The organism is Sphingosinicella sp. (genome assembly GCF_052387495.1).
Lineage (GTDB): Bacteria > Pseudomonadota > Alphaproteobacteria > Sphingomonadales > Sphingomonadaceae > Allosphingosinicella.
In genome coordinates, this window is record NZ_JBQTJC010000290.1 from 1 (window position 1) to 12,894 (window position 12,894).

Sequence of the window (12,894 nt, forward strand, 5' to 3'; positions counted from 1 at the left end):
GCTGGGGCCGACCGAGTTCCGGCTGCTGAGGCACCTGATCGAGAATCCCGGCCGGGTCTATTCGCGCGAGCGTCTGCTCGACGCGGTCTGGGGCCACGACCGCGACATCGAACCGCGCACCGTCGACGTCCATATCCGGCGGCTGAGGAAGGCGATCAATACGGATGGAAAGCCCGAGCTGATCCGCACCGTCCGCTCGGCCGGCTATGCGCTGGACGAAGATGCCGGCTGAGCTGCGCGACCGGCGCGCATGGCTGGCCGGCGGCGTCATTCTGGCGCTTTTGCTGGTCCTCTATCTGACGATGCGTGGCGAAGCGCCTGTCGCTCCGCCGCGGCCCCCGCCTCGTTCCGCGCCGCCTCCGGTCGCGGCCGCGCCGGAACAGGCCGCGGCGCCGACCGCGACTCCGGAGGGGCTGAAGCTGCACGGGATCACCGGCGCGGGCGCGATCATCGCCATGGCCGACGGGCGGCAGCGGCTGGTCGCGGTCGGGCGCGAGGTGCTGCCGGGTCTCGTCCTCGCGGAGAATCATCCCGACCACGTCGTGCTGCGCTCGGGGACGAGCGAGTTCCGGCTCGACTTCACCGGCGCGACCACGGCGGGCGGCACGCCCGCCTCGGCGCCGGCGCAAAGCGGGCCGGCGAGCGAGGCGGCGATTCACGCCGAGGCGCTGACCTACCGGCTCGGCCTCGCGCCGCGCCGGACCGGTGGGCGCGTCACCGGCCATGTCGTGCGTGCCGGCGCGCGGCTGCCCGCGCTGGAGCGCGCCGGGCTGCAAGCCGGCGACGCGATCCTGCGCGTCAACGGCAGCGAGTTCGACCAGGAGCGGATGCTGGAGCTGCCCTGGACGATCGCCCAATCCGAGCGGGTGACGTTCGAGATCGAGCGCGGCGGCCGTCCGATGCATCTCAGCCTGGAAAGGTCAGGGCGCTGAATATATTTCAAATATATGTCAAGTATAATTCGCGAGTATTACTTTGAAATGACACGAGTATTACTTTCGCATATGTAATAGAAACATCACATTGGCCCCCTAGCTGAAGCGCCAAGGCGATTCCGTCCTGCCGAGTCGCCGGCTCGTCAAAACCTAAGGGGGTTCCGACATGTCCAAGCTTCGCGCATTGCTCTTCCTCTCCATCTCGGCCGTGCCGCTCGCCGCCTGTGGCGCCGACGACATCGCCTCGCCGGGAGAGGGCGCGATCGTCGTGGTTCCACCGGCCCCGGCGCCGCCCCCGCCGCCTCCGCCGCCCGCCCCCGGCCAGCCGGCCGCGAGCTGCCCCGCCGGCACCACGGACGGCGGCATCGTCGGCAATCGCCGCGCCTGCCAGCTGCCGAGCCGTTTCACCCAGGACACGACCGTCCAGAACGTGCCGGGCGTCGCCTATTCGCTGGTCGGACCGGTCAATGTCGGCACCGATTGCGGCGGCGATGCGGGCGCGCCGCTCGCCGCCTGCCAGGCGGTGACGCTCACCATCCAAGCCGGCACCGTCCTGTTCGGCTCGTCCGGGGCCGATTATCTCGTCGTCAATCGCGGCTCGCGCATTCAGGCGATCGGCACATCGACCAGCCCGATCATCTTCACCGCGCGGGCCAATGTCGCGGGCACCGCGACCGACAGCAGCCAGGGCCTGTGGGGCGGCGTGATCCTGCTCGGCCGCGCGCCGATCAGCGATTGCAACACGGCCGTCCCCGGCGGCTCGGCCAATTGCCAGCAAGTGATCGAGGGCACGACCGGCTCGCTCTACGGCGGCGCCTCGCCCAACGACAATAGCGGCACGATGCAGTTCGTGCAGATCCGCTATTCGGGCTTCCAGATCGCGCCGGGCAACGAGCTGCAGGGCCTCACCATGGGCGGCGTCGGCCAGCTGACGACGATCAACAACATCCAGATCCACAACAGCTCCGACGACGGCATCGAGATTTTCGGCGGCCGCGTGAACACGAAGTTCCTGGTCCTGACCGGCGTCGACGACGACGCGCTCGACACCGACCTCGGCTATCGCGGCACCCATCAGTTCGTGATCGCCGTGCAGCGCGACTCGCAGAATGGCGATTCGATGATCGAGAGCGATTCGAGCGGCAACGAGGATGCGCTGCCGCGCCAATATACCCGCCTCTCCAACGCGACCTTCGTCCAGCGCTCGACCGTGCAGGGCGGCAACACCATCCTGCTGCGCGGCGGCACCGATTATGCGATCCTCAACAGCGTCGTGGTCGGCACCCAGGCCTGCCTCGACATCGACGCGACCGGCGGCACGACCACGCGCGCGGCCGATGCGGGCCTGCAGGATCTCGGCCCGCCCGTGTTCCGCTCGGTGCAGCTCGCCTGCCCGACGGCGTTCCGCGCCGACGGGAATGAGGCGGCGGTCGCGACGATCTTCGGCACCGGCACGAACAACAACAACAGCAACTTCACGCCATCGCTGAGCAGCGTCTTCATCAACGGAGCCAACGAGGCCGCGGTCCCGGCCACCGATCCGACCACGTTCAACGCCGATGCCTTCGCCGGTGCCGGCCAGCCGAACGCGGCGGCGCCCAACCGGCTCAGCGCGGTCAACTATATCGGCGCGGTGCGGGACGCGAACGACACCTGGTTCGCCGGCTGGACCTGCAATTCGGGCTATGTGGGCTTCGGCGCGACGAGCGGCCTTTGCACCGCCATCCCGACGACCTGATCGCCGCCGCCACGCGTACCGGGGCGGCGGACCAAAACCGCCGCCCCCCTGCCCGTTCGCCACACAGGGGGAATCCTCATGAGACACTCGTTCATCCTCGGAGGCCTGCTCCTCAGCTCGGCGCTGGTTTCGCCGGCGGCGATCGCCCAGGGCGCGACCCAGCCGACGCCGCCGCCCTCTTCCGGTGCGGCCGAGCCGATCGCCACCGAGCAGGAGGAAGCGGCGGCGCGGGAGACGCCCGTCCAGGAAGAAGAGGCGATCGAGATTTCGGTGCCGGGCGCGAGCCCGGCCGGCGAGGGCGACATCGTCGTCACGGGCACGCGCAGCGGGAACATCGTCCGCCGCATGCCGCAGGTCATTTCGGTCCTCTCGGCCGAGGACATCGCGCGCACCGGCGAGGGCGACATCGCGGGCGCGCTGCAGCGGGTCACCGGCCTCTCGGTGGTCGGCAACGGCTTCGTCTATGTGCGCGGCCTCGGCGACCGCTATTCGCTGGCGCTCCTGAACGGCTCGCCGCTGCCCAGCCCCGAGCCGCTGCGCCGGGTCGTCCCGCTCGACATCTTCCCGACCAGCGTGATCGCGAGCTCGCTCGTCCAGAAGAGCTATTCGGTCAATTATCCCGGCGAATTCGGCGGCGGCGTGATCAACCTCACCACGCCCGCGGTGCCGCGCGACAGCTTCTTCGACATCAGCGTCGGCGGCAGCGGCGATACCGAGACGACGTTCAATCTCGGCTATACCTATTACGGCAGCGACACCGACTGGTCGGGCTTCGACGACGGCACCCGCGACTTCCCGGCCGCCTTGCGCAATGCGGTCGAGACCGGAAACTTCGCCGCCACGACCGACGAAGAGCGGCGCCAGTTCGCCGCCAGCCTGATCAATTCGCCCACCACCGTGCTCCAGCGCAACCGCAACATCCCAGCCAATTTCTCCGCGGAAGTGAGCGGCGGCACGTCGTTCGACATCGGGGGCGGGCGGATCGGCCTGCTCGCCGCGGCGGGCTACAGCAACAGCTGGCGGACGCGCGACGCGCTGCAACAGAGCTCGCTCGACCCCGAGCTCGCGGGCATCCCGCAGACCAGCTTCCAGACGGTCACCACCGACAATCGGATCATCGTCAACGGCCTGCTCGGCGTCGGCGCCAATTTCGGCGATCACCAGATCCGCTGGACCAATTTGTTCATCCGCGACACGCTGAAGCAGGGGCGGCTCGCCGCCGGCTTCAACCGCAACGTTACGGACCAGGACCCGAATCTGCCGCCGTCGCTGATCGAGCAGAACACCTATTGGTTCGAGCGCCAGCTCTTCAACACCCAGCTCGTCGGCGAATTCGAGTTCGGCCCGCTCAGCCTCGACGTGCGCGCGGCCTATGCCAATTCGCAGCGCGAATCGCCCTATGAACGGGCGATCGGCTATTTCTACCTGGGCGACAACGATCCCACCACGAGCGGCCCCGGCGACGTCGACGATTATGTCAACAACCTGTCCTCGGCGGGCCAATTCGCGACGATCGCGTTCAGCGACCTTACGGAGGAAGTCTATTCGGGCGGCATCGACCTGGCCTATCAGCTGCCCGTCGACACGCCGCTGACGGTTTCGGCGGGCTACAATTACACCCGCACCGAACGCAGCGCCTCGCGCTTCCAATTCCAGTATTTCCGGCCCGACGGCGCGCTGCAGGTCGAGATCGCGCAGCAGCGGCCGGACTTCCTGCTCTCCGACTTCAACGTCTTCACCTACAATATCCAGCTGCGCGACGTTTCCGGCGCCGAGGGCACCGCGGCCTATGACGCCGACCTCGAGGTCCATGGCGGCTATGTCCAGGCGGAAGGTGAGCTGCGCGACGGCCTCAGGGCGACGGTCGGCGTCCGCTACGAAACCGCGGACCAGTCGGTGCTGCCGATCGGCGCGGGCATTGCCGCGACCAGCCTCAGCAATTCCTACTGGCTGCCGGCGGTGACGCTGACCTGGAACATGGCGCGCGACATGCAGCTCAGGTTCCACACCTCGCAGACGATCGCCCGGCCGCAATTCCGCGAGCTCGCGCCGCAAATCTACCAGGATTTCGAATCCGACCGCGAGTTCACCGGCAACCCGTTCCTGGTCGACAGCGAGCTGCTCAATTTCGAGGGGCGGTGGGAATATTATTTCGCGCGCGACCAGCGGATCAGTGTCGCCGGCTTCTACAAGCGGATCGAGAATCCGATCGAGGCGGCGGCGTTCTTCGCCGGCGGCGGCCAGCTCAGGACCGGCTTCGCCAACGCGCCGGAGGCCGAGCTGTACGGCGTTGAGATCGAGGCGCAGGCCTATCTCCCGCTGGACGGGCTGGGCGGCGACTTCTTCGCCACGCGGCGGCTCGTGCTGATCGGTAACTACACCTACTCCCAATCGAGCATCAGCGCGGACGGCAGCCCCACGATCGGCCCGGACCTGCAGCCGGTCGCGTCGAACCTGCTGTTCGAGGACGGCGCGCCCTTGGCCGGCCAGTCGGACCATCTCGCCAACGTCCAGATCGGCATCGAGGACACGGACAGCCTGAGCCAGGCGACCCTGCTGTTGAGCTATGCCAGCGAGCGGGTGACCAATCGCGGCCCGATCCAGGGCCTGCTTCGCCAGCCGGACTTCATCGAGCAGCCGGGCTTGAGGGTCGATTTCGTGCTGCGGCAGGAGGCGCGCATCTTCGGCGCGCGGGCCGAGTTCAAGCTCGAGGCGCGCAACATTTTCGGCCGGGACTATGAGGAATTCCAGGAGTTCGGCGGCAACCGGATCGACATCAACTCCTACCGAGTCGGGCAGAGCTTCAGCGCCGGCGTGACGGTGCGGTTCTGAGGGTCAGCCGGCGGCTGACCAATAGCCGCCGGCGGCTAGCGCGCGGTGGAAGGCCTTGTCGGCCGCGCGGAGCGCCTTCGCCCGGTCGCCTATGCCGTGGACGCGGGCGATCAGCGGCCGGAGCTTGGCCGGGAGCCGCGCCGCCAGCGCCTCGGCGGTCCAGGCGTCGTTGAGGTCGCCGAGCCGGTCTTGCAACACCTTCAAGGCGGCGACGAACCTGTCGCGCCGCGCCGCGAGCGGCTTGGCGGCGTATAAGGGGCCCATGAACTCGGCGGCGTAGCGCAGTTTCTTGATGTCGAGGCGCAAGGCGTGGCGGCCCTCCTCGTCGAGGCGGGCGAGGCCCTGGCCGCGCCGGCGGATGCGCCGCCAGCGCCGCTCGAGCCGGTTCTCGGCGAGCGGGGCGAGGTCCTCGGCACCGCGCGCGCGGTAGCGCCAGGCGCCGGTTTCGAGCCAGAGGATGAGCTTCAGCATCAGCGCGCGCGCCCGGTCCGAGCGCAAGGCGGCGAGGGCGGAGTCGTAGGCGCGCTCGCGGAGCGCGGTGAGTTCCTTCGGGCGGGCCTCGCCGGCATGATCGATGCGCACGAGCAGGACGTCGAGGTTGCGCGCCTCGCCGAGCTGGCCGGCGAGCCAGCGGAGCTCGTCGCGCAAGGCCTGATAGTCCTTGCCGCGCACGGTCGGGCGGAACAGCGACAGAGCGGCGCGCAGCCGCCTGAGCGCGACCCGTGCCTGGTGGAGCGCGTCGGCGTCGCGCGCCTCGAGCAGCACCATCTCGTTGAGGCGGAAATGGCGCAGGCAGGCGTGGGCGATGGCGTGGAAGGCGCCGGCCTCGGTAAGTGGCGCGCGCAGCCGCACGGGCTCCGCTTTGGCGGCGCGGCCGAGCAGGCCGGCGGCGAGGGCGTGGCCGCGATCGCCCTTGCTGAGCACGCCGAGCCGGAGCGGCGCGGCGGCGCCGATCGCCTCGGCGAGCGCGAACAAGGCGGCGGGCTTGCCTTCGACCAGCTCGAGCTCGAGCTCGCTCAAGCGCGCCGTCGTCCTGCCGGCGGCGATCGTGCCTTCGTCGAGCACGACCTCGATGCGGCTGCCGTCCTGCGCGATGTCCCATAAGGTGCGGTCGATGCGGCTGCGGACGACAGGGACGAGCGCGTCCAGGTCGGCCGCCCAGCGCCGGAGCGGCGTCGCGCGCAGGGCGGCGCGGTCGAGCGCGAAGCGCGGCACCTCGCTTTCCCATTCCTTGCGCACGAAGAGCCCGGCGGCGGCGCCCTTGCGGCTTTTCACCGCCTGGACGCATCTCTTGCCGGCGCGGCGGACGCGGAGCGAGAAGCCGGCGCGCCGCAGGGCGCCGTCGGCCGTGTCGAAATAGAGCGTGTCGTAGCGGCGCGTCCGCGGCTTCACGTCCGCGAGCGCCGCGGCGCTCCGCACCGCCGCCGCGCCCCCCGGCTCGACGTCGAATTTCAGCTCGACTTCGTGGGCCAAAGCATCTGTTTCCGAAGCCTCCGGCGAGACGCGCATTCTGACGCGCGAATGTTACGGATTTGCGGCAAGCGCGCGAAGGGGTGCTTGCGTTCCCTCCGGACGGGCGCGATCAGCAGCTTATGCCTTCCTTCGACGTCCTCATCGTCGGCAGCGGCCATGGCGGCGCGAGCGCGGCGATCGCGCTGCGCCAGGCGGGCTTCGCCGGCTCGGTCGCGATCGTGTCGGACGATCCCGAGCCGCCTTACGAGCGGCCGCCCTTGTCCAAGGACTATCTTGCGGGCGCCAAGCCGTTCGAGCGGATCCTGATCCGCCCGCCGGAATTCTGGGCCGAGCGGGAGGTGACGCTGCTGCCCGGAAAGCGGGTCGTCGCGGTCGATCCCGCCGCGCATGTCGTGACGACTGCGGACGGCGGCGCGAGCGGCTACGGGTCCTTGATCTGGGCGGCGGGCGGGACGCCGCGGCGGCTGGCTTGCCCGGGCGAAGATTTCGCGGGCGTTCACGCGATCCGCTCGCGCGCCGACGTGGATGCGCTGATCGGGGAACTCCCTGGGGCCGCGACGGTCGCGGTGATCGGCGGGGGCTATATCGGGCTCGAGGCGGCGGCGGTGCTGAACGGGCTCGGCAAGAAGGTGTGCGTGATCGAGGCGCTGGATCGGGTGCTCGCCCGGGTGGCTGCGGAGCCTTTGTCGCGGTTCTTCGAGCGTGAGCACCGGGCGCGCGGCGTCGACATCCGTCTCGGCGCGACGGTCATGGCCATCGAGGGTCACAATGACCGCGTCTCCGGGGTTCGGCTCGATAGTGGCGAGACGATTGGCGCGGAGTTGGTCATCGTCGGGATCGGCATCGACGCCGCGGTCGCGCCGCTGCTCGCCGCCGGTGCGAAGGGGAGCAACGGCGTGCGGGTGGACGAAACCTGTCGGACCAGCCTGCCGGACGTCTATGCGGTCGGCGACTGCGCGCTGCACGCGAACGCTTTCGCGGGCGGTGGTGAGGTGCGGATCGAATCGGTGCAGAACGCCCACGACCAGGCGGGCGTCGCGGCGCGGGCGATCATGGGCGGGGAGGCGTGTTACGAGGCCGTGCCCTGGTTCTGGTCGAACCAGTACGACCTGCGCCTGCAGACGGTCGGGCTCTCCCTGGGCCATGACGAGACCGTGCTGCGCGGCGATCCGGCCGCGCGCAGCTTCTCGCTGGTCTATCTGAAGCGCGGGCAGGTGATCGCGCTCGACTGCGTCAACGCGACCAAAGACTATGTGCAGGGGCGGAAGCTGGTAACGGAGCGCATTCGGCCGGACCGGGCCCGCCTCGCCGACGCCGCGACGCCGCTGAAGGAACTGCTCAGCCTTTAGCCGGCGGTGACGACGATCAGCAACTCAGACGCCTTGTCCGCGCGGATTTCGAGCACGCCCGGTCCGCTGACGGCGAGGCCGTCGCCCGCCTGGCCGGCGACGCCGTTGGCGCGCACCGCGCCCCTGGCGATCGACAGATAGGCGCATTCGCCTTCGCCGAGCGCGAGATCCGTCCGCCGGTGCGCCGCGAGCACCGCGCGGTGGATGTGTCCCGTCGCCCGCATGCGCAGAGCGCCGTCGCGCGCCATCGGGCCTTCGGCTATCGGCACGGCTAGGCCGTCTGTGGCGTGCGGCCGCCACTCGCGGCGCGGCTCGCGCCGGCCCGGTCCGGTCCTGAGCCAGATTTCGACATAGGCCGCCGGCTCCTTGCCGACCGCCTCGACGCCGAGGTCGACACCGCGCCCGGCCGAGATCAGCTCCGCCGAGCCGGCCTCGAGCAGCCGGCGCGAGGCATAATTGCCGAGCCGGCGCAGCCGGCCGCCGGTGACGAGGGTGAGGATGTCGAAGCCGGAGTGGAAGCTGGGCGGCCGCGCGGCACCCGGTTCGAGCCGATATTCGTTGAGCGCGCGCAGCGCCCCCCATTCGAGCCGGTCCGGCCGCTGCCAGGCGGCGAAGGAGAAATGATGGCGGCCGTGGAGCCCGCCCGAACGGGTGCTGCCCAGCTCCGCGCCGACGCGGAGCTCGACACGGCAAGGGTCGAGCTTCGAATCGGTCATGAACCTGTTTAATCCTGATTGCCGGGGCTGCGGCCCGGGGAAGCTGGCGCAACGAACGCTTAGCCCCTAGCGTTTGGGGGGAGGCGCGTGAAGGGGACGGCCGAAAAATGAACAAAGCGCGGGCGGTGCCGCCCAATCCGATTCCCGGCTGGTGGCGGGCCCGCATCGTCAATTCGGTCGATCATCGCGCGGTCGTCGCCCGAGTCCACGACGAAGCCGTCTGGTCGGGCCATTTCGCCTTCATGACCCTGATGTCGGCCGGGATCGCCATCCTCGGCATGCTGCTCGGCTCGCCGGCCGTGGTGATCGGTGCGATGCTGATCTCGCCGCTAATGGGTCCAATCATCGGCTTCGGCTTCGGACTGGCCTTGTTCGATTTCGACGACATTCGCCGCTCGCTTCTCTCGCTGGGGATCGGCGCCACGCTGGCGGTGTTGTTCTGCGCCCTAATCGTGCTTGTCTCGCCGCTGCAGGCAGTCACCAGCGAGATCGCGTCCCGCACCCGGCCCAATCTGTTCGATCTCGGTGTCGCGACCTTCTCGGGCCTCGCTGGCACCTATGCGATGATCCGCGGGCGGCACGGCGCCATCGTCGGCGTCGCCATCGCCGTCGCTTTGATGCCCCCGCTCGCCGTGATCGGCTATGGCCTCGCCACCTGGAACCTGCCGATCCTCGCCGGCTCGACCTTCCTGTTCCTGACCAATTTAATGGCGATCGGGATCAGCGCGGCGGTGCTTGCACGGCTCTACGGCTTCGGCCGTCAGCTCTCGCCCCGGCAGACCGGGCTGCAGGCACTGCTCATCCTCGGCACCTTGCTCGCCTTCGCGATCCCGCTCGGGCTTGCTCTGCGCCAGATCGCCTGGGAGACGCTGGCGGCACGCGAGGCGCGCGCCGAGATCGCCCAGCGGTTCGGCGAAGGCGCCCGCGTCAGCCAGCTGCAGATGGAGTTCGATACCGATCCGATTCGGGTCAGCGCGGTCGTGTTCACGCCGGAGCTCCGTAATGCCGCCGAGGCCGAGGCGGGCAGCGCCCTCGCAGACTCTCTCGGCCGGCCCGTCGAGGTCCAGATCGAGCAGGTCCGGGTCGGCGAGGCGAGCGCCGAGGCGGCCCAGCTCGCCGAGGCGCGCGGCGCCGCAGTCGACCGCGGCGCGGCGCGGCTCGCGGACCGGCTCGCTTTGGTCGCGGGGGCGACACGCGAGGATGTGCTGATCGATCGCCAGCGCCGGCTTGCCCGGGTGCAAGCCGCGGCCTTGCCCGGCGCGACCCTGCTCGCCTACCAGCAGCTCGAGGCCCGTGCCGCCACAGGGGAGACTGGCTGGACGGTCCTGCTGATCCCGCCCGCCGCCGCCTTTCCCGATATGCCGCCGCTGACCGATCCCGCGACGCCGGAAGCCGAGGCCGCGCTGACCACGGTGATCTGGGCCTGGCGCCGGCTGAGGATGCCGATCGGCGTGTCTGGCGCGGAGGCCGAGGCGGTGGCGGAGCGGCTGCGCGCGTCGGGAGTGGACGCCCGCGTGACCGCGACGGACGCCGGCCCGGTCCGCTTCGCCTGGCTCGCCCCGGGAGGCTGAGGACAGCCCTCTATCCAGAGCATGATTGACGACCGCCGGCGCCGGGACGGCCATTGTGGGAGTTCGCCAAATGGGTGATGCTGCGAGCATGACGATTGTGCGCCGGCCATGTTGATCGCCCTGCTGATTCCGCTCGGGCTCGCGATCCTGGTCTACCTCTTCGCGCTGGCGCGGGCGGCCTATTCCCTGCGCGCCGCGCCTCATTCCGAAGCGCTCGCGCTCGGCGCGATCGTCAGCTTCTTCGACACGCTTGGGATCGGCTCCTTCGCGCCGACGACGGCGTGGCTCAAGTTCCGCCGGCTGGTGCCCGACCGGCTGATTCCGCCGACCATGTTGGTCGGCCTGACCCCGCCGGCGATGACCCAGAGCATCATCTTCCTGATCCTGCTCGGGGTGCTGGTCGATCCGGTGCTGCTGTTCGGCTGCGCGATCGCGCTGCTGCTGGGCGGGCTTGTCGGAGCGCCGCTCGTCGCGCGCGCCCGGGTCTGGATCGTGCAGCTGGTCGTCGCCATCGCGCTCCTGCTCGCCGCGACCGCCTATGCGATGACCAACCTCCAGCTCTTTCCCGGCGGCGGCACCGCGGCCGGCCTGCCGCTCGCGCTCACCATCGTCGCGATCGCCGCCAATTTCCTGTTCGGCATTCTCCTGAATTTCGGCGTCGGCAATTACGCGCCGACTTTGGTGATGCTGAGCCTGATGGGCATGGACCCGCGGCTTTGCTTTCCGATCATGGCGGCGGGTGCGTCGCTGATGGGCGCGGGCGCGAGCGTGCGGCACATTCAGATCGGCCAGATCGACCTGCGCGTCGTGATCGGGCTGGCCATCGGCGGCATCCCCGCGGTGCTGGTCGCGGCGTTCATCGTCAAGACCATGCCCGTGGAGCTGTTGCGCTGGCTGGTGATCGCGGTCGTGCTTTATGCTGCGGCGATCATGCTGCGCGCCGCCTGGATCGGGCGGCGCGAGCACAGGGCCGAGGGCGCCACCGCGCCGGTCGCGTGAGCGCCCGCCTGTCCACGGCCGGCCGCGAGCGCTAGAGTCCCGCGCATGGCCGAGACCGACGCCCTCAACCGGGACTTCCGCAAATACGACCAGGTCGAGAAGGCGCACACCTATCGCCTGGCCGAGCATGCGGGCGATGAATTTGACGAGGATTATGAGATCGCGACTCTCGATTTCGAGCCGTTCCTCAAAGGCGATGCGCGCGACAAGGCACGCTTCGCCGACGCCTTCGGCGCGGCGCTGCAGGAGATCGGCTTTGCCGTCCTCACCGGGCATGGCGTCGATCCGACGCTCTACGAAGAGATGGAGGATCGTGTCCTCGATCTCTTCACCTCGACGCCGCTGGACGAGAAGCTCCGGTTTCGCGCGCGGCGCCACGGCTCGGTCGCCCAGGGCTATTTCCCGCTCGCGGAGACCAGCGACATCCATCCGGACCTGGTCGAAGGCTGGGTCTGGTGCAGGCGGGCGTTCGACATTCCCCAGCATCGCACCGGAACGTTTCGTGCCACGGATTACTGGCCGCGCGCGGCGCAGGAACGGCAGTTCCGCCGTCTCGCGCTCGCCCACGAGGCTTTGTTCAAGCCGATCGCCCAGGCGATGTTCCAGGGGATCGGCTGCGATCCCCACAGCTATGATGACAAGCTCGGCGGGACCAATTTCGGGCTCAGATTGAACTATTATCCGCCGATGACGGAGGATCAGGCACGCTCCGGCGCCGGCCGGCTGCTCGGGCACGAGGATGTCGACCTCTTCACGATCCTGCCGGCGTCGCGGGTCGATGGCCTGCAGGTCTGGAACCACAGGAGCGGGAAGTGGGTACGCCTCCACGCGCCGCCGGGCGCGATCGTCATCAATACCGGCGATTATATGCAGCGCATCTCCAACGATCGGCTGCCCTCCACGACCCACCGCGTCGGCAAGCCGACCGACGGCTCGCATCTCGCGCGCGCCAGGGTGTCGTTCCCGATCGCGGTCTATGTGTGGGAGAATGAAATTCTCGAGGTGCTGCCGGGTCTCGGCCCGCCCAAATATCGGCTGATCAAGGCGATCGCCTTCCACACGCGCAGCACCAGCAAATTCTACGGCGACGACTATGCCGTCGAGGACGCCTGAGGCGCGGCCTCATTCCGCCGCGGCCGGTCAAGCCAGGCCGTAGCGAAAGACGAGCAGCGCCGACAAGGTGACGATCATGAGCACAACGAGGGGGATACCCGTGCGGGTATAGTCCCCGAACTTGTAGTCGCCGGCGGAGAGAATCAGCATGTTGGTCTGGTAGGCGAC

General features: G+C 69.3%; 10 protein-coding genes. 8 read left to right on the top strand and 2 right to left on the bottom strand.

The genetic code is table 11. The features are described 5' to 3' along the window. The 4 genes from ACT4N8_RS15900 to ACT4N8_RS15915 all read left to right on the top strand — a co-directional run. Nucleotides 1-232: winged helix-turn-helix domain-containing protein (locus ACT4N8_RS15900; RefSeq protein ID WP_444859087.1), on the top strand; the 232-nt coding region annotated here is incomplete at its 5' end. After that, nucleotides 222-932, top strand: coding sequence for a hypothetical protein (locus ACT4N8_RS15905; RefSeq protein WP_444859088.1), 711 nt, complete (start codon nt 222-224; stop codon nt 930-932). The genes ACT4N8_RS15900 and ACT4N8_RS15905, both read left to right, overlap by 11 nt. Before the next feature lie 169 nt (nt 933-1,101). After that, nucleotides 1,102-2,673, top strand: a complete 1,572-nt coding sequence (locus tag ACT4N8_RS15910; RefSeq protein ID WP_444859089.1) for a hypothetical protein — start codon at nt 1,102-1,104, stop codon at nt 2,671-2,673. A 78-nt stretch (nt 2,674-2,751) separates the two neighbouring features. Further along, complete coding sequence (locus tag ACT4N8_RS15915; RefSeq protein ID WP_444859090.1) at nt 2,752-5,505, top strand: TonB-dependent receptor domain-containing protein; 2,754 nt, start codon at nt 2,752-2,754, stop codon at nt 5,503-5,505. Between the two features lie 3 nt (nt 5,506-5,508). Here the strand turns inward: ACT4N8_RS15915 and ACT4N8_RS15920 are convergent, their stop codons facing one another. Further along, on the bottom strand, nt 5,509-7,014 hold the full coding sequence (locus ACT4N8_RS15920; RefSeq protein ID WP_444859091.1) for a CYTH and CHAD domain-containing protein: 1,506 nt from the start codon (nt 7,012-7,014) through the stop codon (nt 5,509-5,511). An 83-nt stretch (nt 7,015-7,097) separates the two neighbouring features. Here ACT4N8_RS15920 and ACT4N8_RS15925 point away from each other — a divergent pair, with 83 nt between their 5' ends. Then, complete coding sequence (locus ACT4N8_RS15925; protein ID WP_444859092.1) at nt 7,098-8,327, top strand: NAD(P)/FAD-dependent oxidoreductase; 1,230 nt, start codon at nt 7,098-7,100, stop codon at nt 8,325-8,327. Here the strand turns inward: ACT4N8_RS15925 and ACT4N8_RS15930 are convergent. Further along, nucleotides 8,324-9,043 carry a pirin family protein gene (locus ACT4N8_RS15930; protein WP_444859093.1) on the bottom strand — a complete coding sequence of 240 codons (720 nt, stop codon included), beginning with the start codon at nt 9,041-9,043 and terminating at the stop codon, nt 8,324-8,326. The genes ACT4N8_RS15925 and ACT4N8_RS15930 overlap by 4 nt on opposite strands. A 107-nt stretch (nt 9,044-9,150) precedes the next feature. Between ACT4N8_RS15930 and ACT4N8_RS15935 the strand changes: the two genes are divergently transcribed. The 3 genes from ACT4N8_RS15935 to ACT4N8_RS15945 all read left to right on the top strand — a co-directional run bounded on the left by ACT4N8_RS15935 (nt 9,151) and on the right by ACT4N8_RS15945 (nt 12,726). Next, a complete protein-coding gene (locus tag ACT4N8_RS15935; protein ID WP_444859094.1) occupies nt 9,151-10,614 on the top strand; it encodes a DUF389 domain-containing protein in 1,464 nt (487 codons plus the stop codon). Nucleotides 10,615-10,722: 108 nt separating this feature from the next. Beyond that, nucleotides 10,723-11,613 (top strand): TSUP family transporter, encoded by an 891-nt coding sequence (locus ACT4N8_RS15940; protein WP_444859095.1) that lies wholly within the window; start codon nt 10,723-10,725, stop codon nt 11,611-11,613. A gap of 45 nt (nt 11,614-11,658) precedes the next feature. Next, complete coding sequence (locus ACT4N8_RS15945) at nt 11,659-12,726, top strand: 2OG-Fe(II) oxygenase family protein (RefSeq protein WP_444859096.1); 1,068 nt, start codon at nt 11,659-11,661, stop codon at nt 12,724-12,726. Nucleotides 12,727-12,894: the final 168 nt, after the last annotated feature.